At 51.4% G+C, this 22546-nt stretch carries 19 protein-coding genes and 1 riboswitch; of the genes, 14 read left to right on the forward strand and 5 right to left on the reverse strand.

Annotation, left to right across the window (positions count from 1 at the left end; genetic code table 11):
• Positions 1-2 precede the first annotated feature (2 nt).
• Positions 3-785: an HPP family protein gene (locus tag FHP88_RS09255; RefSeq protein ID WP_260843226.1), complete on the reverse strand. Its 783-nt coding sequence runs from the start codon at positions 783-785 to the stop codon at positions 3-5.
• Positions 786-923: 138 nt separating this feature from the next.
• Between FHP88_RS09255 and FHP88_RS09260 the strand changes: the two genes are divergently transcribed.
• The 5 genes from FHP88_RS09260 (at position 924) to FHP88_RS09280 (ending at position 6929) form a co-directional block, all read left to right on the forward strand.
• The gene (locus tag FHP88_RS09260) at positions 924-1805 is read left to right on the forward strand and encodes a LysR family transcriptional regulator (RefSeq protein ID WP_144358761.1); all 882 of its coding nucleotides are present in this window, start codon (positions 924-926) and stop codon (positions 1803-1805) included.
• A 233-nt stretch (positions 1806-2038) separates the two neighbouring features.
• Entirely contained in the window at positions 2039-2836 is a 798-nt protein-coding gene (locus FHP88_RS09265; RefSeq protein ID WP_186297669.1) for a PEP-CTERM sorting domain-containing protein, read from the forward strand.
• A 374-nt stretch (positions 2837-3210) separates the two neighbouring features.
• Positions 3211-3705: a hypothetical protein gene (locus FHP88_RS09270; RefSeq protein WP_144358763.1), complete on the forward strand. Its 495-nt coding sequence runs from the start codon at positions 3211-3213 to the stop codon at positions 3703-3705.
• A 605-nt stretch (positions 3706-4310) separates the two neighbouring features.
• A complete protein-coding gene (locus FHP88_RS09275; RefSeq protein WP_144358764.1) occupies positions 4311-6194 on the forward strand; it encodes a DUF294 nucleotidyltransferase-like domain-containing protein in 1884 nt (627 codons plus the stop codon).
• A gap of 3 nt (positions 6195-6197) precedes the next feature.
• Complete coding sequence (locus FHP88_RS09280) at positions 6198-6929, forward strand: 3'-5' exonuclease (RefSeq protein WP_144358765.1); 732 nt, start codon at positions 6198-6200, stop codon at positions 6927-6929.
• A 58-nt stretch (positions 6930-6987) separates the two neighbouring features.
• On the opposite strand, the gene FHP88_RS09285 is transcribed toward FHP88_RS09280, so the two are convergent.
• Complete coding sequence (locus FHP88_RS09285) at positions 6988-8559, reverse strand: BCCT family transporter (protein ID WP_144358766.1); 1572 nt, start codon at positions 8557-8559, stop codon at positions 6988-6990.
• A 743-nt stretch (positions 8560-9302) separates the two neighbouring features.
• On the opposite strand from FHP88_RS09285, the gene boxC reads away from it, so the two are divergent.
• The 4 genes from boxC to FHP88_RS09305 all read left to right on the forward strand — a co-directional run bounded on the left by boxC (position 9303) and on the right by FHP88_RS09305 (position 14261).
• Positions 9303-10952: a 2,3-epoxybenzoyl-CoA dihydrolase gene (boxC, locus tag FHP88_RS09290; RefSeq protein WP_144358767.1), complete on the forward strand. Its 1650-nt coding sequence runs from the start codon at positions 9303-9305 to the stop codon at positions 10950-10952.
• Between the two features lie 4 nt (positions 10953-10956).
• A complete protein-coding gene (boxB, locus tag FHP88_RS09295; RefSeq protein ID WP_260843227.1) occupies positions 10957-12426 on the forward strand; it encodes a benzoyl-CoA 2,3-epoxidase subunit BoxB in 1470 nt (489 codons plus the stop codon).
• A 220-nt stretch (positions 12427-12646) separates the two neighbouring features.
• Entirely contained in the window at positions 12647-13522 is an 876-nt protein-coding gene (htpX, locus tag FHP88_RS09300; protein WP_144358768.1) for a protease HtpX, read from the forward strand.
• Between the two features lie 28 nt (positions 13523-13550).
• Complete coding sequence (locus FHP88_RS09305; protein WP_144358769.1) at positions 13551-14261, forward strand: tetratricopeptide repeat protein; 711 nt, start codon at positions 13551-13553, stop codon at positions 14259-14261.
• Between the two features lie 533 nt (positions 14262-14794).
• On the opposite strand, the gene FHP88_RS09310 is transcribed toward FHP88_RS09305, so the two are convergent.
• Entirely contained in the window at positions 14795-15556 is a 762-nt protein-coding gene (locus tag FHP88_RS09310) for a ParA family protein (RefSeq protein WP_144358770.1), read from the reverse strand.
• Between the two features lie 156 nt (positions 15557-15712).
• On the opposite strand from FHP88_RS09310, the gene FHP88_RS09315 reads away from it, so the two are divergent.
• The 5 genes from FHP88_RS09315 (at position 15713) to thiH (ending at position 20367) form a co-directional block, all read left to right on the forward strand.
• Positions 15713-16060, forward strand: coding sequence for an MGMT family protein (locus tag FHP88_RS09315; protein WP_144358771.1), 348 nt, complete (start codon positions 15713-15715; stop codon positions 16058-16060).
• Between the two features lie 94 nt (positions 16061-16154).
• Positions 16155-16251, forward strand: a riboswitch (TPP riboswitch).
• A gap of 83 nt (positions 16252-16334) precedes the next feature.
• The gene (thiC, locus tag FHP88_RS09320; protein ID WP_144358772.1) at positions 16335-18218 is read left to right on the forward strand and encodes a phosphomethylpyrimidine synthase ThiC; all 1884 of its coding nucleotides are present in this window, start codon (positions 16335-16337) and stop codon (positions 18216-18218) included.
• Between the two features lie 11 nt (positions 18219-18229).
• Positions 18230-18427, forward strand: coding sequence for a sulfur carrier protein ThiS (gene thiS, locus FHP88_RS09325; protein WP_144358773.1), 198 nt, complete (start codon positions 18230-18232; stop codon positions 18425-18427).
• Between the two features lie 40 nt (positions 18428-18467).
• Entirely contained in the window at positions 18468-19247 is a 780-nt protein-coding gene (locus FHP88_RS09330; RefSeq protein ID WP_144358774.1) for a thiazole synthase, read from the forward strand.
• A 7-nt stretch (positions 19248-19254) separates the two neighbouring features.
• Positions 19255-20367, forward strand: a complete 1113-nt coding sequence (thiH, locus tag FHP88_RS09335; protein WP_144358775.1) for a 2-iminoacetate synthase ThiH — start codon at positions 19255-19257, stop codon at positions 20365-20367.
• A 104-nt stretch (positions 20368-20471) separates the two neighbouring features.
• Here thiH and FHP88_RS09340 read toward each other — a convergent pair whose 3' ends face one another.
• Positions 20472-21203, reverse strand: coding sequence for a DUF6901 family protein (locus FHP88_RS09340; RefSeq protein WP_144358776.1), 732 nt, complete (start codon positions 21201-21203; stop codon positions 20472-20474).
• A gap of 149 nt (positions 21204-21352) precedes the next feature.
• Complete coding sequence (locus tag FHP88_RS09345) at positions 21353-22546, reverse strand: hypothetical protein (protein WP_144358777.1); 1194 nt, start codon at positions 22544-22546, stop codon at positions 21353-21355.

The following is a 22546-nucleotide window of genomic DNA, read 5'->3' on the forward strand; positions in this document are numbered from 1 at the left end:
CCTCACAATGTGCTTTCTATAGGCAGCATCTGCCCTTGGGGCTGTGGTATCCGATGATGGCCTAAAGCCAATCCATAAATGCGTAGCAGATCCTCTTCGCTGACATCAATAAATGAGTCTATCTCGGTCAGTGCGTAGACAAGGTCGCTATGGGCGATCATGCATTTCTCGGTAGGCACTGCCTCTTGCCAGGCCTGAGGGTAGCGCCGCCAGATAAATGGGTAGTTAAAAATCATCGCGATGGTAAGCAGGATTACTGCATTTGCCAGCACCGGCGTAACGGCATAACTGTAACCCATCTCCTGCACGGCGCTACCCCCGAGTACCGCCACCAGTGCAGTGGCACCCCCCGGTGGGTGGAGGCAGTTGAGATAGTGCATGACCACAATCGATAACGATACAGCGATGGCGGATGCCATCAGCGGCGACTCAATCCATCGTGCTACGGTTACACCGATGAGTGCAGAAATGATATGTCCCCCCAGTACAGCCCAAGGCTGGGACATAGCGCCATGGGGTACTGCAAACAGCAGCACTGCACTGGCGCTCATTGAGGCGACTACCAGAGTGGTGCCGTGCATATCCAGCACTTGTTGGCTGATCAACAGGATCATAAAGACACTCACTAATCCACCACCTGCAGAGATCCATTTCTCGGCATGGCTGGTGGGATGGGCGTTGTTATCAGACAAATAACCGAGTAACCGGGAGGGGTGCAGGTTGGGTATGCACCTTGATGCGGTTCTAGTTACTGCTAACAACATCAATGGCCAACGCTCTTTCATACTGCTTCCGTTAAAGTCTGATACTTGGGTCAGTATAGGGAGGTAGCGTATATTGAACAAACGAATATTACCGTTACTTAATATCGTAATATACGATAGAATATAGCTCCTAATTTTCATATTTCCCGGATTATATTTATGGATATAGAGTTTGCCCGGACTTTCCTGGCAGTGACAGCCGCTGGAAATTTTGTTGGCGCGGCGGCAAAGCTGCACATTACCCAATCAACGGTGAGTGCGCGGATCAAAACACTGGAACAGCAGTTGGGCACTGCGCTGTTTCGCCGTGGACGAGGCGGGGCTGCATTGACGGCGGCGGGCAGGCGGTTCTTGCGACATGCCAAGATCATGGTTCGTACCTATGAACAGGCAAGACATGATGTCGGGCTTTCCAGTGGATTCAGTGCAGGACTGACGCTACAGGGTCGTAGCGCCCTGTGGGATGGATTTTTGCCCCTCTGGGTACATTGGATGCGCCAGACTGCCCCGGATATCTCACTAAGGCTGGAGATCGGATTTGAAGAGGGAATCATGCAGGGTATGGTGCAGGGGGATATCGATATCGGCGTGATGTATACACCGCAGAGTCGACCAGCCATTGCGGCAGAACAGCTCTTTGGTGAATCACTGGTGCTGATGACCAGCTCTCGGGAGCGGAAGTGGCAGGACTCCAGTTATCTACACATCGACTGGGGGCCGGAGTTTCTGGCCCAGTTTGCGGCCCGGTTTCCCGATGTGGATACCTCGGCGCAGCGAGTGAATATCGGTTGGCTCGCTATGCAGTTGATCAATAATTACGGGGGTTCCGCCTACCTTCCATTGCGTTTGGTGCGCCATCTGATTGAATCTCAGCAGTTGTTTCCAGTAGAGGACAGTCCATTGATTACGCTACCGGTCTATATGGTTTATCCGCTCGACCGACAAGAGGCGCACATCACAACGGCTATTAAGGGATTACGTGAGCTGGGGGCAGAAGAAGATCAGCGGCACTCTCTGGATGATCTTTCCATGGTCTCTTGATTGTTCTTTTGCAGGTTGATTCTGGATGGCGACCCTAATCCCTTTCGCTTGTCTGGTGCCGTTACTCTTTTGACAGGAATTAATGATTAACTGTCAGAATATTTTACATATTTCAATGCCTTAGTATTTTCCTCAAATAATAAATACCTGTATTTATTAAGTTTATTTTCGTGGCATAGATTATGCTTTTTTATAATTGATTATATAGTTAAATAGGCATAATGGGTTTCAAAATGAAAAAAAGTAACTTAACCAAAGCGTTGATTATCTTTTTTGCGTTGATATCATCAAGCCAGTTTGTTCAGGCTGTGGCTATATCTGACACATCAGCATCATTAACTCTTGACTGGGAAAGTCTTGACTCTCTTGTGATTTGGAATGATGGTGATTTTAAATACAATGGTGCTGATGCAAATTTAGATGGAGTGACAGACAGTAACTACCAATCAGAAGATGGGTGGACCGGGAGTCCTGTGCTTTCATATCAGGCACAAGTCACTGCTGATGCTACAGGTAATGCTGGAACCACTATGACCTCTGCAAATGTATCCGCGCATGCAAGAGCAGATGGTATAGGTACAACAACTCCTCCCGCGGAAGATGTCTCAGCTTCCGGTACATCCCATAGAGGTAAAACGTTTTCGCCTATATCAGATGGCGAAATCACCTTCAGTTTTGACTATCTTATCTCTCATGCATTAAGCAAAGATGATATTTCTGAAGGCAATGCCGTTTATTCACACATTGCACTCAACCTAATGCTTGGCGCTGTAAACATTGGCAGTGATTTATTCACATCGGGTAATGTAGGTGAAATAACTGGGGCGGTGGGATTTACGGTCGACCTTCTTGCTGCAAATACATATTACCTCGAGGGGCACGTTTACAGCAGTGCATCTGCAAGTTCACCTCAGCAGACTACAGAAAGCATTCCAGAACCTGCAACTGTTGCTTTATTAGTTATTGGCTTGGCTGGCTTAGGCTATAGACGCCATCACAGTAACAGTGGGCATAGCTCCATACTAAGTTGAAAAGAGTACATCTAACCGATATTTTCAGGTGCTAAAAGTTCGCTCATGTCGGATTATGAAAAGCTAGTTAACTGGTCGGGTTTAACTTGCACATGATCTGAATCGATGTTTCAGGTCATGTAAAGCAATTGCAAATAACTATTAGCCTAAGCTTTCACTCAGGTTTAATTTATTTAAATTGAGACCGGTCCCGTTGTTTTCACCTTTCTGACCGTAGTGGCGGGTTTTTTTGGTATGTACTACCATTAAAGCTCTATAGAATATCCAAAAAAATTTCGACGCTTGCAGTTCATAGCACCCTACGCAGTCTATCTATATCTTCCAGGTCGTTGCTCAAACATTCTTAAAAGTCTAAGAAAAAAGGGAGTTTTACGATGAATGACGAGAATAACAAGCCTTATGATCTAGAATCTGAGCTTGGCTATAACCCGGAGACTCATCGGGAGTATACGGTCCACGACTATTACGAAGATATGAAGATGATCATGACGGGACATATGCCAAAGCGTCCCATGGGGCTACCAGTGCCCCATATGGATGTGAGCGGCATTACTTTTTTGTTAATGATACCCGTTTTCTTGTTCCTGATATTTATAAAAGATCCATTTTATGACTGGAAGCGCTGGCGGGTTATTGGGCTAATTATTAGCGCAGTGGCAATACTGTTAATGTTCATCTTACTGGTGGTTTTGGGCGCAGTTTTTAATCTACCAGAAGAACACTTTGTTATGGAGTCATTGTTTAATCTTGGCGCAGCCGGATTACTTGGTGTTATTGTTTTTATTTGGCCACGTACCACTGTCCTGCTGCTGCTTTTTGCTCTTGTGATTTCTGCTTTGAGTTACCTTATTCACTTAATCACAATGTAGAAAAAGGGCCGGATTCAGAAAATGGCTTTGACCTTTTCAGTCAGAAAAATCTCCGTTATGTGGAGATGATCTGATATTTATATTGGCGCATAGCCTTCCGGTTTTTCTCCTTTCATCTGTTTGGCCTCTTTTGAAATTACCCCTTCCATAAATCATACCAACAGGCAGTTCCACATCAGGGTGTCTCGATCTCGACGGTGCGTGCTGAATGTAATTTCTTTATTATCTCTTCTTGTCCCTGTTCGGAGGCTCTAATCCTTTTATTAATAGGCAAAAGGATTGATCAGATTTTAACATTCGGTAGTAAGAAATGGACTGCATCAAATGGCACTGGTGAATTCGGCTTCACATGAAAAAACCAATTTTTTGCTCAAGTGGCATGTTCCGAAGGGAATCAATTTGTTGGATGTTTCAAAACTGGCGCTTGATAGAGTAGTTTGTTTTCTGAATCATAGGCTGAGAGAATGTCTAACTATTAAACACTTTTTGAAGTGTTTAACTGCATCACTGGTGGCGCATTCGTAAACTGAATCCACCTTTTTAATTCATCGAGGATCCACAGAGTACATCGGACCCCTCGCAGAGGCCGTATCGGGATAATCAACGTGCATGCAGAGCAAATAGAAATCGCGAGTTTTCTGGTCAATCACCCACCTTTTGATGAACTTCCCGAAGAGGTGCTGAATGAGCTGGCCCGGCAGGTCGAGGTGGTCTATTACCGATCAGGTAGCGACATTCTGAATTTGGCTGACCCGATACAGGATCTCTACGTGATCAGGAAAGGGGCGGTAGAGACTTACCGCAGGACGGGTGAACTCTATAACAGGCTGACCAATGGTGATGTGTTCGGACAGGTGAGCCTGATGATGAATCAGCGGGTCCGTTTTCCGGTCAAGGCGATCGAGGATACGCTGATCTATTGCATCCCGTTTGAGCTGTTCCAGGACTATTGTGATCGTTACGAAACCTTTGCCGACTACTTCGAAAGCGAAAACAGCACGCTCTTGCATAAGGCGGTTTCCGACCACCAGGAGAACAACAACCTGACATCGGTGAAGGTCAAGGAGTTGATCACCCGGGAACTGGTCACGATACCGGGTGATGCGAGTATAAGGCATGCAGCGGAGCTGATGACAGCGCAACAGGTATCCTCCCTGCTGGTGGTTGACCCGAACCCGGAACAGACTGATTCCGAGGGTCCGGGTGGTATCGTCACCGACCGGGATCTTCGCGAACGGGTGTTGGCCACTGGGTTGTCACCGGAAAGTGCAGTGAAGACGGTGATGTCGAAGGTGATGGTAACCCTGGATGAGAATGCCTACGTGTTCGAGGCGATGCTTTTGATGTTGCGCAACAACATCCATCATCTGCTGATCATGCGTCGACAGGTGCCTATCGGTGTGTTGGCGCTCTCGGACCTGGTGCGTCACGAGTCACAGAGCAGTATTCTCCTGGTGCGCAGTATATTCAACATGACCAATGTAGAGGAGCTGCAAGCTTACTCCCAGCAGCTTCCCGCAGTGTTTGTGCGTATGGTCAAGGAGGATGCCAATTCACACATGATCGGCAGTGCCATGGCAGTCATTGGCCAGAGTTTCAAACAGCGCCTGCTGGAGCTTGCTGAAGAGCAGTTCGGACCAGCGCCGGTTCCCTACTGTTTCCTGGCGCTCGGTTCCATGGCGCGCGATGAGCAGTTGATCTACACCGACCAGGACAACGCGATTGTTCTGGACGACCGCTACCGGGAGGAGGCGCACGGTGCCTACTTCGAACAGTTGGCAAAGTTTGTCTGTGATGGCTTGGCAGCCTGCGGCTACAGCTATTGTGATGGAGAGATCATGGCCAGCAATCCCAAGTGGCGTATGACGCGCAGTGCCTGGAAGGCACATTTCAGCCAGTGGATCGATGACCCGAAACCGCAGGCCCTGCTCAACGGCAGTATCTTCTTTGATCTGGATGGCGTGTTTGGGCGAACACAGTGGGCAACCGAGTTGCGCCGGTTCGTGACCGATAAGACCCGGGGTAATCGTAGTTTCCTGGCCAGCATGGCGAGAAATGCCCTGAACCGGAAGCCACCTCTAGGGTTTTTCAAGGAGTTTGTTATGGAGAAGGATGGTCAGCACAAGAACTCGATCAATATCAAGCGGCGCGGGACCGCTCCCTTGACCGACGTGATACGAGTGCATGCGCTGGCGGTAGGTTCTAGCGCGGTCAACTCGTTTGAGCGGCTGGATGACGTGATTCAATCCGGTATCTTGCCGGAGGGCAAGGGTGCCGATCTGGTCGATGCGCTGGAATACCTCTCAATTGTCAGGATTCGCCACCAGTCAAGGCAGATCGAATCCGGTAAGGAACCAGACAACAACATCCATCCGACGAATCTGACCAGTTTTGAACGACGCAACCTGAAAGAGGCGTTCCAGGTAGTGAGCAATGCGCAAAGCTTCTTGAAGTACCGTTATAATGCCAATATTCCCACCGCATCGTAACGCATGAGTGTGCAGCGCCCCTCTTTAGTGACTGGCCCCGGGGCAGTTGGCAGTTGGCCGGAGCATTTTGATCAACTGTATACCCGTAGCAGGGATATGCGTCTTCAGCGTTTCTATGCCGCCGGTACAGTAACTGCGGATACACCGATCATCAACACGCCATTGATCGCGATGGATTTCGAGACCACCGGTCTTGATGCGGAACAAAATGATATCGTGAGTATTGGTGTCGTACCGTTTTCCATTCATCGCATATTCTGTCGCGAATCGGCGCACTGGGTGGTTAAGCCGGGCCAGAACCTGACAGGGGGCTCGGTGGTTATTCACGGCATCACTCACTCTGAGATTGATGTTGCGCCGGATCTCGAATCGATCCTGGAATCACTGTTGACCGCGATTGCAGGTAGGATCGTAGTGGTCCACTATCGCCACATCGAGCGAGAGTTCCTGGCCCAGGCCTTGTTGCACAGACTGGGTGAGAGCATTGAGTTTCCGGTAATCGACACCATGGCGCTGGAGCAGAACATCCTGTATCGAAGGCAGTCTATTCTGGATCGTCTTCTGAAGCGGCGAGTAGGACCTCTGCGTCTAGGTGATTGCCGTGAACGTTACGGCCTGCCGCACTACCAGGCGCACCATGCACTGACCGACGCGCTCGCTACCGCCGAGTTGTTCCAGGCCCAGGTAGCCCATCATTTCGGCGAAGAGACACTGCTTGGAGAGCTCTGGTGTTGAGATAAAAAACCGGCGCTTGATAGCGCCGGTTTTCTACAGTTGAGCCGGATTGCGTGAGTTACTTTGGCTCGGTACGGAACCCCATCAACAGACTGACACACATCAGCAATAGCACAATGGTGAAGGGCAGGCCGGTTGAAATGGCACCTGCCTGCAACGCCTGGATCGCCTCGGTACCACCTATCCAGAGCAGGGCCGCGGCAATGGCACCCTCGGTAGTGGCCCAGAAGATCCGCTGTGGAACTGGTGCATCAATCTTGCCGCCCGCGGTGATGCTGTCGATCACCAGAGAGCCGGAGTCCGATGAGGTGATGAAGAAGACCAGTACCAGGACGATAGCCACGACCGACAGCAGTGTGCTCATCGGCAACTGGTCGAACATCTGGAACATGGCCAGTGGCACTTCAGTAAGACCCTTCTCACCCAGTACGCCTATTTTGTTCATCACTTGGTCGATGGCGAGACCGCCGTAAATTGACATCCAGAGGATGGTTACCAAGGTTGGCACCAGGAGTACGGCGATGATGAACTCCCGAACAGTACGGCCGGAAGATACTCTGGCGATAAACATGCCGACAAAGGGTGACCAGGAGATCCACCAAGCCCAGTAGAAGACAGTCCAGCCCTGGAACCAGGCCTCGTCACTGCGACCGTGCGGATTACTCAGTGGAATAATGTTCTCCAGGTAGGCACCGATGGTGGTTGGTATGTTGCCCATGGCAACGGCAAAGCCGAGCAGGGTGACCAGGATAAGCAGGGCAAATGCGATAATCATGTTGATGTTACTCAACAACTTAACCCCGCCCTCCAGACCGCGTACCACAGAGATCACCGCCAGCGCGGTGACCACGATAATAACCAGGATCTGCAGTCCGATACCATTTTCGATTCCAAATACATGGTTAATACCGGCCGCTGCCTGCTGGGCTCCCAGACCGAGTGAGGTGGCCAGGCCGAACAGGGTAGCAAGGACCGCCAATATATCTATGATATGTCCGGGCCATCCCCAAGTCCGGTCACCCAGGATCGGGTAGAAGATGGAGCGAATGGAGAGGGGTAGTCCCTTGTTGTAAGTGAAGAATGCCAGTGACAGCCCAACCACGGCGTAGATGGCCCAAGGGTGGAGGCCCCAGTGGTACATGGTTGCACCCATTGCCATCCGGGCCGCCTCGGGGGTGTTTGCCTCTACACCAAGTGGTGTTTCATACCACCCGGTTAGATAAGCGACAGGCTCTGCCACGCTCCAGAACATAAGTCCGATACCCATGCCGGCAGCAAACAGCATGGCCAGCCAAGAGATCGTGGAGTGTTTCGGTTTTGCATCCTTGCCGCCGAGACGAAGTTTTCCGTAGGGTGACACGATCAGCAACAGGCAGAAGACAACAAAAATATTACCGGCCCACATAAAGAGCGCATCAAAGTTACCGATGATATCCCACTTCAGACCGTCCAGTAGCTTCTTGGCGGTGGCCGAATCGGTAGCCAACGTGGCTATGAGAAAAAGCAGAATCAGCCCGGCACTGACCCCGAATACCGGGTTGTGAATGTCAAATCCCCACTTTCTAATATTGTCCTGACCCACAGAGTAGTCAGTGTTTTCGATACTGTACTTGTCATGTTCGGAATTCATTGATCCCTCTCTTTATCGCCCCAAATATCTATGTACTCTAATATTTAAACCGTGAGTAAACAACCGGCTGTATAAAATGAAATTGAGGATATTTATAAAAAAACTATATACAATAGCTAGTTGAAGATATATATGTCACATATCGGTAGCGGAATAAAATATTACAACCGTAATTAATAATGGTTTTTGATCGGGTGTGAGTTGGCAGTAGACCCTGATTCAACCCTTGGGCTCTTGATTCGATGGCAGTCGAGTAGGGTGGGCACGATTTTGTGCCCACGCGGACAATTACCGTGAAGAGATAGGTTGCGCCTTGGCTGTTGGCGCGGCGATATCGGGACATCCTTGTTAGATCTCTTATTGAAGATTATTAAAATCGCGTGGGCATAAAAAAATGCCCACCCTACCAGGTTGAAAAGCCTAACCATTGGCGGGTTTTTAGTGGTGAGATCAGCGTCCCGCTAGGGTGATATCCATCCATTCATTTGAGGTTATCAGAACCAGAATCTATGTGAAATAAGTTCTTGGTGGGGGTGTTTTGATATGTGGGGCCAGATAGTCTTTTTACCTCTCATTTGTCATTCTCCCTTAACCCCTTGTCAGACAAGCTATTATTCCCATAACAATCAAACATGAACTATATTGCCTAAATAAAAACGTGACAAATGTCATTTATTGCCATATCCTTAGTTGAAAGGTAGGAAATATAGTGCGTATTTTCTTTATCACAGACGGGGATATCCATGATCAGTTTTCAGACCAATCCAGCGGCATACCAACATTGGGAGCTGGCCTTTGAAGGACCGGTGGCCCGGCTTCGTATGGGTGTTAAGGAAGATGGCGGGCTGGTGCCCGGCTATGAGTTGAAGCTCAACTCTTATGACTTGGGCGTGGACATTGAACTTTATGATGCGGTTCAGCGGTTGCGCTTTGAACATCCAGAGGTGAAGACCGTCATTTTGGAGTCCGCCAAAGAGCGCGTCTTCTGCGCCGGGGCCAATATCCGCATGCTGGGCAGCTCTACCCATGTGCATAAGGTGAACTTCTGCAAGTTCACTAATGAGACCCGCAATAGTATAGAAGATGCCTCCGAATTCTCCGGCCAGCGCTATCTCTGTGCCATTAATGGCACAGCAGCAGGCGGTGGCTATGAACTGGCGTTGGCGGCTGATCATATTATGTTGATTGATGATGGCAACGCCAGTGTCTCACTCCCCGAGGTGCCGCTGTTGGCGGTGCTGCCGGGTACCGGTGGTCTGACCCGTCTGGTGGATAAGCGCATGATGCGCCGTGATCTTGCGGATGTGTTCTGTTCTATAGAAGAGGGTATTAAGGGGCAGCGTGCCGTTGACTGGCGGCTGGTCGATGAAACCGTGGTCTCTTCACAATTCCCCGAGGCGGTTAAGGCGCGGGCCGAGGCGATGGCGGCAGATTCTGATCGTCCCGCAGATGAAGCCGGTATTGCATTGGAGCCACTGGGCGTTATCAGTTCAGATGATGAGCGACACTATCCTCATCTGGATCTTAGCATCGACCGAAATGCCCGGACGGCTGTGGTATTGCTCAAAGGACCAACCGAGCAACTACCTGATGACCTTGCCGCAGCCAAGCAGCAAGGGTGTAATTTCTGGCCACTGGCGGTGATTCGTGAACTGGATGATGCCTTGCTTTACCTGCGCACCAATGAACCTGAAGTTGGTACGCTGATTTTCAAGACCGCGGGTGATTCCGCACAGGTCGCCGCTTATGAAAACTTCCTCAGTGATCATCAGGCCGACTGGTTTATCCGGGAGATCATTCTCTATATGAAGCGAACCCTGAAACGGGTCGACTATACCTCCCGCAGCACCTTTGCCTTTGTTGAACCCGGTAGCTGTTTTTACGGTTTCCTGGCGGAGCTGCTGTTCGCCGTTGATCGCAGCTATATGTTGGACGGTCAGTTTGAAGATGACGACACCGCCGCTCCGATGATTACGCTCTCGGCATTTAATTTTGGTGTGCTGCCGATGGGCAATGGCCTGACCCGTTTGCAGACACGCTTCCTTGGTGAATCGGAAACCTTGGAGAAGGCACAGTCACTGATGGGTGAATCGCTACTCGCTGAAGCGGCAGAGCAGGCAGGATTGGTGACGTTCGCCCTGGATGATATCGACTGGGAAGATGATATTCGCTTCCTGCTGGAAGAGCGGGCCAGTTATTCACCAGACGCCTTGACCGGGATGGAGGCGAACCTGCGTTTTGCCGGGCCGGAAACCATGGAGACCAAGATATTTGGACGCTTGAGTGCCTGGCAGAACTGGATATTCCAAAGACCGAACGCAGTGGGCGTGCAGGGTGCGCTGAAGTGTTTTGGCACGGGTGAAAGAGCAACTTACGATCAGAAAAGGGTGTAACACGATGAGCGAGCAGACTACAGAGATGACCCCGACCGTTGAAGTCAACTACGCGGATAAGATACCGAATAATGTCAACCTGTCGGATGACCGACGCCTGCAGCGCGCCATGGAGAAGTGGCAGCCGGAATTCATCGACTGGTGGAAAAGCATGGGGCCGGATGGCTTTCAGGATGCCGAGGTTTACCTGCGCACGGCAGTGGGTGCCGACCCCAAAGGCTGGGCCGTGTTTGATTACGTAAAGATGCCGGAGTACCGCTGGGGTATTTTGTTGGCCCCCAAAGAGGAAGGTCGCGTTATTCCATTTGGTAAACACAAGGGCGAGCCTGCTTGGCAGGAAGTACCGGGTGAATACCGCTCCATGCTGAAGCGCCTGCTGGTGATTCAGGGTGATACGGAACCGGCGTCGGTTGAGCAGCAACGTTATCTGGGTAAGACCTGTCCATCGCTGTATGACTTGCGCAATCTTTTCCAGGTGAATGTGGAAGAAGGGCGTCACCTCTGGGCGATGGCCTATCTGCTGCAGAAATATTTTGGAAAGGATGGGCGTGAAGAGGCCGAGGCACTGCTGAATCGGCGTTCTGGTGATGAAGACAAACCGCGCATCCTCGGTGCATTCAATGAGAAGACGCCGGATTGGCTCTCTTTCTTCATGTTTACCTTCTTTACTGATCGTGATGGCAAGATGCAGTTGGAGTCACTGGCACAGTCGGGTTTTGATCCGCTGGCCAGAACCTGCCGTTTCATGTTGACCGAAGAGGCGCACCATATGTTTGTTGGTGAGTCGGGTGTTGGGCGTGTGATTCGTCGTACCCTGGAAAAGATGAAAGAAGCGGGCATCACGGATCCCAATGAGGTCGATAAGGTCAGAGCGCTTGGGGGTGTTGATCTGCCTGCATTGCAACGCAAGGTTAATTTCCACTTCTCAGTGACTCTGGATCTGTTTGGAGCGGAGGTTTCCACCAATGCAGCGAATGCCTTTAACGCCGGTATAAAAGGTCGTTACCGGGAAGATCGTCTGGAAGATGATCACCAACTGCTTAACGAAACCTATCCGGTATTGCGAGGTGTGGATGGCAAGCTGGTGGAAGTTGAAGAGCCGGCGCTTAATGCGATCAATGCAAGACTGCTTGATGACTACATCAAGGATGCCTCTGCCGGCGTTAAACGCTGGAATAAAATATTTGATGAGTTTGGTGTCGATTTTCAAATCACGATTCCCCATAAGGCGTTCAACAGACGGGTCGGTGAGTTTGCCGAGATGCATGTGGATGTGGCTGGCAATGTGATGAGTGAAGCGGAGTGGAATGCGCAGGCATCCAACTGGCTGCCCTCTCAGGCCGATGAAGATTATCTGCTGAGCCTGATGAAGCCCGTTACTGAGAAAGGCCAATATGCCGACTGGATTGCACCACCCAAGATGGGTATCGATAAGAAGCCCGGTGACTTTGAGTATGTAACCATCGAATCCTAATCTCTCTGTTGTTGTGTTTTTTAGGCAGCTCTTTATGGGCTGCTTTTTTTATGGGTGCAACAAAGCCGAAGCCTGGCTGGTTCATTTCTGCGACTCTCTGTTATACAGTGGCTTAAAATGAATAGATGGCCCCTTTGTCTTTGGTCATGCAGCTCTTGAAACTGTTTACTAGTATCCCAATTTCAATAGCGATTATCCTTATAAACTGGAGTTACAACGGATGAAACGTATTGTGCTGTTCCTGGCAACCAATCTGGCGGTAGTGGCTGTGCTGTCGGTCACCCTCAGACTATTGGGTGTCGAGCGGATATTGGATGAGCAGGGTATCGGCCTGGATATCAACTCCCTGGTGATCTTTGCCGCTGTACTGGGCTTTGGCGGGGCGCTGGTCTCGCTGTTTATCTCCAAGTGGACCGCCAAACGCATGATGGGCCTGCGGGTGATTGAAACTCCGTCATCAACGGCAGAGAAGTGGCTGGTGGATACCATCAAGCGGCAGTCTCAAGAAGCTGGCATTGGCATGCCGGAGGTGGCGATTTACGAGGGTGCAGAGATGAACGCCTTCGCCACTGGCTGGAATCGCAATAATGCCCTGGTGGCGGTGAGCACAGGACTGCTTCAGCAGATGGATCGTTCCGAAGTGGAAGCGGTACTGGGGCACGAAGTCAGCCATGTCGCCAATGGCGACATGATCACCATGGCGCTGATTCAGGGTGTGGTGAATACCTTTGTGATTGTGTTGTCCCGGGTGATTGGACATATGGTTGATCGGGTGGTGTTCAAGACAGAGCGGGGCCATGGGCCAGCGTTTTGGATTACCTCGATTGTGGCGGAACTGGTGCTGGGTTTCCTGGCCAGTATTATTGTCATGTGGTTCTCAAGACAGCGCGAGTACCGTGCGGATGCGGGAGGTGCCAAACTGGCTGATCGCAACAGTATGATTAATGCACTGGCACGACTGGGTGGTGTACAGGCCGAGGGACTGCCGGATCAACTGGCTGCCTTTGGTATATCCGGTGGCAAGGGTCTGGGTGATCTGTTCAGGACTCATCCGAAGATTGAAGATCGTATCGCCCGTCTACGTGCAGAGGCATAAGTCAAAGATGTCTCTTGATAGATCAAGGATGATGCCCATACGATATCTGCTTCTGTTGTTTTTAGTTTCGCTGTTAACCGGTTGCGTCACCGTGGCAGAGAAAGAGGCCTTTGAATCGCAGCCGATGTATGGCCAGCCGGATCAGGTACGTCCGGACTATCTGAAGTGGGAAGATGCCGCTTTCCTAAAACAGACATCACAGCGTTTTAATGGCGACCTGAAACGGGCCAGTAGAGTTTGGACGCAGCAGGGCAATGAGTTGCTTCAATATGGTGACGTTGAAGGGGCCATGCGCAAGTTCAATCAGGCCTGGCTGCTGGATGATTCGAACTATCAGGTCTATTGGGGATTTGGTCAGGTGTTGGTGATTAAAGATGAGTTGCCAGAGGCCAAGCGCTATCTGCTGAAAGCCAATGAACTGATTGATGATCCCTTCCAAAAACCTGCTTTGCTGACGGATCTGGCGACGGTTGTTTCGCTACAGAGTGAGGCACTTTCTACTTCGCAAACTGCAGAACGTGAAGCCCTGTTTTTACGCGCAAATGATTATTTTGAAGAAGTGCTTGAGCTAGACGCGTCGTACTTTCCTGTCTGGCAGCGGTGGGCGCAATCGCTCTATCGCGAGGGGAACTATGTGGCTGCTTGGGAGAAGATCCATGCTGCAAAGGCTCAGGGCGTGAAACACTTCTCCAAACGCTTTATTGAGCGGCTCTCAGAGAACTATCCGGAACCGAAATAATCAGACGGTTAGTTAGCTTGTTAACTTACGCTGCTCAGTCCGAAAGCACAGCGTAAAGTACTATGCTAAATTCCGTCATTGTCTTTTTCTGCTATGCCACCCTTCATTTGATCGGGGCTCGCGCGCCCCAACGGCGTGTCACTTTTGTTTTAGCAAAAGTGACCAAAACCATGGCTCCGTCATACCACCCTGCGCTACTCATAAACCAGAGGAGTCGAATAATGATTGGAGATGTTGGGCTTCGTTATACTCACCCCAACCTACGCATGGCATTGCTTAGGCAACCTTTGTAGGTTGGGCTGAACAAAGTGAAGCCCAACGATACAGAATCCATAAGGGACTCTGGAGAATGATTGAAGATGTTGGGCTTCGTTACGCTCAAACAGTTGCGACTCTGATCCTTGATTTATTCCGTTGCTCGGTGGTATGAAAGTCGCGACAGGTGCAGGAATTCAACGCTCAATTATCTCATCTGGCATCTTTGCAGCTATGATAAATTATTTTGGGCAATCTGAATGCTTTTTGAAATGCGTTTAAGCCAGTTTACCGTAGAGCGCTTCATACTCCTGCGTCAGCTTGTGGCGCGGATCAAAGTGGATCATGGGGCGGGCGCTCTGGTGTGACTCTCTGATTCGTATTGAGGGAGAGAGGTAGGTATCCAGGATGGGCAGGCCCTCTGCAATCAATTCATTGACCAGATTCTGCGGTAACCGGGCGCGGGACTGGAACTGATTCACTACAATCCCTTCAATCGCCAACTCGCTGTTATGGTCGTCCTGGATCTCTCGTACGTTGCCCAGCAGGGTATAGAGTGCGTGCCTTGAGAAGTCATCACAATCAAACGGAATTAGACAACTGTTCGCCGCAATGAGCGCGGAGCGGGTGTAGAAGTTCAGTGCCGGGGGTGTGTCGATGTAGACGGCGTCGTAATCTTCCAGTGTCTCCAGGGCGTCACGCAGTTTGAACATTTTGTAGCGTGATTCCAGCTTTCCCTGTTGCTCTTCCAGCTCCGGGTGGGCGGGCATCAGATAGAGATTCTCAAACGGGGTCTCGTGGATGTAGCCGGCGGGGCCTTTCGGTTTGAAGCTATAGGAGAGGATCTCCTTGAAGAAATCCACCAGTGTGTCGTTCAGTTCAGCCGGATTGACACCCATTAGGTATCGGGTTGAGTTGCCCTGAGGATCCAGATCAATCACCAGGGTACGTTTGCCCCGAGCGGCACTGATCGCGGCCAGATTACAGGTGATGGTGGATTTGCCCACACCGCCTTTCTGATTGAATACCACACGACGCATGAGAGTCACTCCCTGAATTTGGACTGGTTTATTGGGTGAGTGTATCGCCCCTAATTGTGCGTTGCAACAAAAGTGCTGTTTGCTACCGAGTCAAAGATTCATTCTGGAGGGAGGAATAGGTACACTTTAGCTTTAGATCACTTTGTCAGGATGATAATGACTGCGAAAGTTCATCCCCATGAGCGCATTTGGCGTACCGTACTGGTTGTGCCAGAAGGACGCGTTGCCAGCTATGGCCAGATTGCCGATCTGGCTGGACTTCCGGGGCGTGCCCGTATGGTGGGGAAGGTGCTGGGTTTGGCCCCTGATGAGCTGAACGTGCCCTGGTACCGGATCTTGCGCAGTGATGGTCGCATTGCCTTTCCTGCCGGTTCTGAGTCCGCCGAACGCCAGAAGCAGCGGCTACAGGAGGAGGATGTGGTGGTGTTAAGAAATCGGGTCAAGCTCGCAGAATTTGGTTGGAAGCCTGATCTGGCTGAGTTGCTGATGAAACTGGAATTTTAATCTCCAGTTGTTGAGCTTTCCTGGCTGTTTTGCCGATTGCCGCTGTGTAGCGCTTTGCTGTAGTATGAATCTCATGTGGGCAGATACTCTGCCCTGATTGAAGCGGGGGTGCCGCCTTTTCGGTGGCTGAGAAATACCCTTTGAACCTGATCCGGGTCATACCGGCGTAGGGAAGCTGGCTCTATTCATCACTGAATCAGGGCGTTACTCCTTCCTCTCTGTTCAAGCCCCTGTTTCGTCTGACCCATCATCCCTTTGTGGAGGACGAATCGAAATGCCAAATAAAGATAACACGCTACCCTTGCAGCCCGTCGATACCGATAGCATGGCGGTGCAGCCATTTCCCGGTTCCCGGAAAATCTATATTCAGGGCAGTCGGCCCGATATACAGGTGCCGATGCGTGAGATCACCCTGACCGATACACCGGCTACCTTTGGTGCCGAGCCCAATCCCCCCGTATTGGTCTACGATACATCGGGCATCTATACCGACCCCAATGCCAAGATTAATCTCAAAGAGGGGCTGCCTGAGATTCGTCGCAGCTGGATTGAAGAGCGGGGTGACACTGAGCAGCTCTCCGGTGTCAGTTCGGCCTTTACCCTGCAGCGTAAAGAGAACAGCGAACTGGATATTTTGCGTTTTGCCCATCTGCGGGAACCACGGCGGGCCAAGGCCGGGGCCAACGTCAGCCAGATGCACTATGCGCGCAAAGGCATTGTGACGCCTGAGATGGAGTATATCGCACTGCGTGAAAACATGCGGCTGCAGGAAGCGCGGGACCAGGGACTGCTGAAACAGCAACACCCCGGTTTCAGTTTTGGTGCCGCCATTCCAAAAGAGATCACCGCTGAATTTGTTCGGGATGAGGTGGCGCGGGGGCGTGCCATTATTCCAGCCAATATCAACCACACCGAACTGGAGCCGATGATCATTGGCCGCAACTTCCTTGTGAAGATCAATGGCAACATCGGTAACTCGGCTCTGGGTTCCAGTATTGAGGAGGAGGTAGAGAAGATGGCCTGGGGTATCCGCTGGGGTGCGGACACCATCATGGATCTCTCTACCGGTAAAAACATTCATGAAACCCGCGAATGGATTCTGCGCAACTCGCCGGTTCCAATCGGTACAGTGCCTATCTATCAGGCGCTGGAGAAGGTGGGTGGTGTCGCTGAAGATCTGACCTGGGAAGTGATGCGGGATACCCTCATTGAACAGGCCGAGCAGGGTGTGGATTACTTCACCATCCATGCCGGTGTGTTGCTGCGTTATGTGCCAATGACCGCCCAGCGTGTTACCGGCATTGTCTCTCGCGGTGGTTCGATCATGGCCAAGTGGTGTCTGGCGCATCACCAGGAGAACTTCCTCTACACCCGTTACGATGAGATCTGCGAGATCATGAAGGCCTATGACGTTGCCTTCTCACTGGGTGACGGTCTGCGTCCGGGCTCCATCGCCGATGGTAATGATCAGGCACAGTTTGCCGAGTTGGAGACGTTGGGTGAGTTGACCAAGAAGGCGTGGGAACATGATGTTCAGGTGATGATTGAAGGACCGGGTCATGTGCCGATGCAGATGATCAAAGAGAATATGGATAAGGAGTTGCAGGAGTGCTACGAAGCCCCTTTCTATACCCTGGGTCCGCTGGTGACGGATATCGCCCCCGGCTATGATCACATCACCTCGGGTATCGGTGCTGCCATGATCGGCTGGTATGGCTGCGCCATGCTCTGCTATGTGACGCCCAAGGAACACCTGGGCCTGCCTGATAAGGAAGATGTGCGAGAAGGCATCATTACCTACAAGATTGCCGCCCATGCGGCGGATCTGGCGAAGGGGCATCCCGGTGCGCAGATTCGTGATAACGCCATGTCCAAGGCGCGCTTTGAATTCCGCTGGGAAGATCAGTTCAACCTCGGCCTCGATCCGGAGCGGGCCCGTGAATACCATGACGCGACTCTGCCAAAGGATTCAGCCAAGGTGGCTCACTTCTGCTCCATGTGTGGACCGAAGTTCTGTTCCATGAAGATCTCTCAGGATGTGCGTGAGTATGCCAACAAAAAGGGCCTGGATGATATGTCCAAGGCGGTTGAAGTGGGCATGAGCGAGAAGTCCAAGGAGTTCACTGCGGGTGGTAGTGAGATCTACAAAGAGGCCTGAGGGTTAGGCAAATGCACATATATGTGAATGACGAAGAGACGCCTATTGAGTCCGGCGAGACCCTGGACTCACTGCTCTCGCGATTGACCTCGGGTGGCAAGTTGGCGGTGGCGGTGAATGATACTGTGATTCGCCAGGCTGAGTGGCCCGACTATCAGTTGCAGGCGGATGACCGGGTGCTATTGATTGCCCCGGTACAGGGCGGCTAGCTGACGCGCGTCTCTTTGAAACGGAAGGAAATGGTTAATCATGAAAACTGAACCTTTGATCATTGGCGATTACACCTTTGAGTCTCGCCTGTTCCTGGGAACCGGTAAGTTTGGCTCAAATGCGTTGATGCATGATGCGGTGTTCGCCTCAGGCAGTGAACTGGTGACGGTGGCACTTCGCCGTGTCCGGCTGCAGGAGCAGGAAGATGAGGTAGTCTCCCATCTGCAAATTCCGGGCGTGCATCTGCTGCCCAACACCTCGGGTGTACGGACGGCTAAAGAGGCCGTGCTTGCTGCGCAGCTGGCCCGCGAAGCACTACAGACCAATCTGTTGAAACTGGAGATCCATCCTGATCCCCGTTACCTGCTACCCGATCCTATTGAAACCCTGGCGGCTACAGAGATCCTGGCCAAAGAGGGTTTTATCGTGCTGCCCTATATCAATGCCGATCCTGTCCTCTGTAAGCGCCTGGAAGATGTGGGCGCTGCGGCGGTGATGCCGCTGGGTGCGCCGATTGGCACCAACCAGGGACTGCAGACCCGCGCCATGCTGGAGATTATTATTGAGCAGAGTGCTGTTCCGGTAGTGGTGGATGCGGGCATCGGTGCGCCTTCACAGGCAGCAGAGGCGATGGAGATGGGTGCCGATGCGGTGCTGGTCAACACTGCGATTGCTGTAGCTGGTGACCCTGTGGCCATGGCTAATGCCTTCAGAATGGCTACTCTGGCTGGCCGTATCGCCTTTGAAGCAAGAATGGGTGCGGTGAGTAAATCGGCCGCCGCCAGCAGTCCATTGACAGCATTCCTGGCTCAGGAGTAAATCGGCCATGAGCTTTTTATCGGTCTTTGAACAGCACTCCTGGCAAGGGATGTCCGAACGGATCAATGCCAAGCAGGCGAGTGATGTTGAGCGGGCATTGAGCAGACGGGGTAAGCGTGACCTGGATGATTTCTGCGCGCTGGTTTCTCCCGCGGCGGTGCCCTACCTGGAACGGATGGCGCAGATCAGTCATGACCTGACCCGCAAGCGATTTGGCAATACCACACAGCTGTACATCCCGATGTACCTCTCCAATGAGTGTCACAATATCTGCACCTATTGCGGATTCAGTGTGAATAACAAGCTGGAGCGACGGACACTGGATCAGCAGCAGATCATGCGCGAAGTGGAGGCGATCAAGGCGCACGGTTTTGAGCATCTGCTGCTGGTAACCGGGGAGGCCCATCGGACGGTCGGCGTCGATTATCTGGAGCAGGCACTGGAGTGGGTCAGGCCCCATTTTTCCAGTCTCTCCATGGAGGTGCAATCCCTGGATCAGGCCGATTATGAACGGCTGATCAAACAGGGACTCAACAGCGTGCTGCTGTATCAGGAGACCTATCACCGGGACAACTACCAGCAGTACCATCCGAAAGGCAAGAAGCGCAATTTCAAGTACCGCTTGGAGACACCGGATCGACTGGGCCGGGCCGGTATACATCGAATTGGGCTGGGTACCTTGCTGGGACTGGAGGAGTGGCGCACTGATGCCGCCTTTGTGGCGCTGCATCTGGGTTATTTGGAACGTCAGTACTGGCAGACCAAGTACTCTATCTCACTGCCCCGTCTGCGTCCCGCCGAGGGTGTCCAATCACCCAATGTGGAGGTGACGGATCGGGACTTTGTACAGTTGATCTGTGCCTATCGTATCTACAGCGAAAATGTGGAGATTTCACTCTCAACCCGGGAGCGTCCGGAGTTTCGTGATCATTTGCTGAAACTGGGTATTACCTCCATGAGTGCCGGATCCAAGACCGAACCGGGTGGTTATGCCATTGAGGAAGAGGCACTGGAACAGTTCGAAATCAGTGATGAACGAACACCGGAAGAGGTAGCCGCGATGATCCGTCGGCAGGGCTTTGAGCCGGTCTGGAAAGATTGGGATTCGGTGCTGGGTTGATCATGGGATTTGGTGTCTGCTGGGGTCGGAGTTACACCGGTTGTGTGACTCCGACCCCTGGTAGTTTGTAGAATTTTCGCTCAAGCGGATGAACTCCACAGGCCCTAGTCTTCGCTCTCCTGCAAAAGTTGTTGATAGTTTTCCGTGTGATAAGCTGAGAAGAGATAGGATATCTCATCCAGATGATCTTCAATCACATAGGGCAGGGTGTTGGTGAAGCTGTCGAGCAGCACAATCGCATTCACTGATGAGTCAGTTACAGTTGCGCTCTTCAGGCGTTTCGCAATATGCCGGTTTACAATGTGCATATTTTCGTAAATCTTTCTCAAGCCATGTAGACCTGGGTCACTGGTTAGGCCCTCTTTTTTTAGAAAGAATTGGGCCAGTAGATACATGCTGGCGGCTCGATAGATGGTGTTCTCTTCAGAGGCGAGCGGCAGATGAAAACGCGCCATGGGTTTAAAAAAGGCGGTATGGGGACAGCCTGATGTTGCCATCAATAGTCCAAGCAATGAACTTATCGCACGTTGGGCAGTAGTGTGCTGTGTGACCCGTCGTTCCTCTGTAATAACCTCTAGATCGATCTCGTCAAACGAAACAATGCCGTCAAAGTTCTGAATCATCTCCGCCAGCCCCAAGGCAACGGGGCAGTGGGGGTGGGCATCTTTCATCAAGGGACAGTGAACGCACTGCTCATTTTCCAGATGGGTCCAGTCAGGCAGTGCACTGGTATCGATACCGACGCGATCTAGATTCACCGGATCGAGGTGGATATCGATCTCATGCAAGAGTGTTTCGTTTTGACAAAACCGGTATTGGATATCGATCGTTCCCATCACCATTCCTGATCAGCATCATCTGTACCGGGCTAAGGGTGCAGATGATGAGGGGTTACAGTTCTTGTCTACTGCTAACAGTAAACTCTAGTCTGTTATCGACCGTTTGTGCGGAATATTGATGTTCAGTGGGCCATTCTTTGTCTCATTTAGAAATAACGTTCCAGGGTCAGCTGTAGGTGATCATCTCTATTTAAGGCAGAAATCGGGTCGCGGGCGTCATTGCCTGAGAAGAGGCGCAGATCCATGCTGGCCTTCCAGCCTCGCCCAATGCGGCTGCTGGCCTCCACCTGAAAACTGTAACTGTGATAATCCAGGTCATAACTGACACCTGCCAGCAGTTCAGTGCTTTCAGCGTCGTTGAAGGCGAGGCGACCACCCAAAAAAAGGTCATTTTGGACCGGACTGGTGGCGCGTTTGCCCCGCTCATCCCATCCATACTCGACGAGCAGGCCTAAGTCCTTATCACTCTCTGAAATGCCGTAGAGGGTGTACTCAAAACCGCCCTGCACAGCCCAGAAGGTGTCGTTGCGACTGTCACGCCAGCGCGTCTCCAGTTTCCATAGCCAGTCATCCAGTGTGGCTTGCAGATCTATGCCTACCTGATTGATCTGTTCATAGTGTGGTATTAAAGCCGGGGCACCTAAGCTGGTAAGGCCGGATTGTAATAGCGGCTCCCGATTGGTGCCGCGAAAATAGTGCAGGCCAAGATCAAAGTCTCCCAGCGTACGACTCCAGCGTGCAGCGAAATCGACATGCTTATCACCAGCACCCGATTCATAATTGGCCTGATCTGTATCGACTACCAGTCCGGATCTGAGTCTGCCCTCTGCACCGGGGTAGGTGCGTTCTCGGAAACCTGGTAGGGCAAATAGATCTAGAATGCCCCATTGCCTGGCAATCGAGAGGTGGATCATGGGTTGCCCCAGTTTATCTTCGCCATCGATATCTTCAACGCCATCGGACTGGTTGATGGTGTCTACCAAATGTTGGAATTCGGTGACGCCCCAGAATACCTTGCTGATGCCGCTGTGCAGTTCCCATCCATCACCAATATGACTCCAGGTGAGTTGGCGGATATCGCCGTGAGTACGCTCCCGGTCATGTTGATCCCAGCGGAGGTAGGGGATAAATTTCAGATAATCTGCATCATCATTCCAGGCGTAATAAAACTGAGGCTCAATAAAGCCTGAAATATTGGTTGTTGAATACTGTTCTGAATAGCTCGGGCTGTGGGGGAACAGGCGCAGGTCTATTCCCACCTTGCCGCTTATCTCAACGTTATCATCTGCATTAGCAATGAATGAGCAGAGCAGCAGTGGCATGAGCAAACTTTTTTTCAT

It is taken from the genome of Sedimenticola selenatireducens (genome assembly GCF_007625115.1).
GTDB classification, from domain to species: domain Bacteria; phylum Pseudomonadota; class Gammaproteobacteria; order Chromatiales; family Chromatiaceae; genus Sedimenticola; species Sedimenticola selenatireducens_A.

Coding starts and splice junctions, on each gene's coding strand:
- FHP88_RS09255 (WP_260843226.1), bottom strand. CDS start 785: ATGAAAGAGCGTTGGCCATTGATGTTGTTAGCAGTAACTAGAACCGCA.
- FHP88_RS09260 (WP_144358761.1), top strand. CDS start 924: ATGGATATAGAGTTTGCCCGGACTTTCCTGGCAGTGACAGCCGCTGGA.
- FHP88_RS09265 (WP_186297669.1), top strand. CDS start 2,039: ATGAAAAAAAGTAACTTAACCAAAGCGTTGATTATCTTTTTTGCGTTG.
- FHP88_RS09270 (WP_144358763.1), top strand. CDS start 3,211: ATGAATGACGAGAATAACAAGCCTTATGATCTAGAATCTGAGCTTGGC.
- FHP88_RS09280 (WP_144358765.1), top strand. CDS start 6,198: ATGAGTGTGCAGCGCCCCTCTTTAGTGACTGGCCCCGGGGCAGTTGGC.
- FHP88_RS09285 (WP_144358766.1), bottom strand. CDS start 8,559: ATGAATTCCGAACATGACAAGTACAGTATCGAAAACACTGACTACTCT.
- boxC (WP_144358767.1), top strand. CDS start 9,303: ATGATCAGTTTTCAGACCAATCCAGCGGCATACCAACATTGGGAGCTG.
- boxB (WP_260843227.1), top strand. CDS start 10,957: ATGAGCGAGCAGACTACAGAGATGACCCCGACCGTTGAAGTCAACTAC.
- htpX (WP_144358768.1), top strand. CDS start 12,647: ATGAAACGTATTGTGCTGTTCCTGGCAACCAATCTGGCGGTAGTGGCT.
- FHP88_RS09305 (WP_144358769.1), top strand. CDS start 13,551: ATGATGCCCATACGATATCTGCTTCTGTTGTTTTTAGTTTCGCTGTTA.
- FHP88_RS09310 (WP_144358770.1), bottom strand. CDS start 15,556: ATGCGTCGTGTGGTATTCAATCAGAAAGGCGGTGTGGGCAAATCCACC.
- FHP88_RS09315 (WP_144358771.1), top strand. CDS start 15,713: ATGACTGCGAAAGTTCATCCCCATGAGCGCATTTGGCGTACCGTACTG.
- thiC (WP_144358772.1), top strand. CDS start 16,335: ATGCCAAATAAAGATAACACGCTACCCTTGCAGCCCGTCGATACCGAT.
- thiS (WP_144358773.1), top strand. CDS start 18,230: ATGCACATATATGTGAATGACGAAGAGACGCCTATTGAGTCCGGCGAG.
- FHP88_RS09330 (WP_144358774.1), top strand. CDS start 18,468: ATGAAAACTGAACCTTTGATCATTGGCGATTACACCTTTGAGTCTCGC.
- thiH (WP_144358775.1), top strand. CDS start 19,255: ATGAGCTTTTTATCGGTCTTTGAACAGCACTCCTGGCAAGGGATGTCC.
- FHP88_RS09340 (WP_144358776.1), bottom strand. CDS start 21,203: ATGGGAACGATCGATATCCAATACCGGTTTTGTCAAAACGAAACACTC.
- FHP88_RS09345 (WP_144358777.1), bottom strand. CDS start 22,546: ATGAAAAAAAGTTTGCTCATGCCACTGCTGCTCTGCTCATTCATTGCT.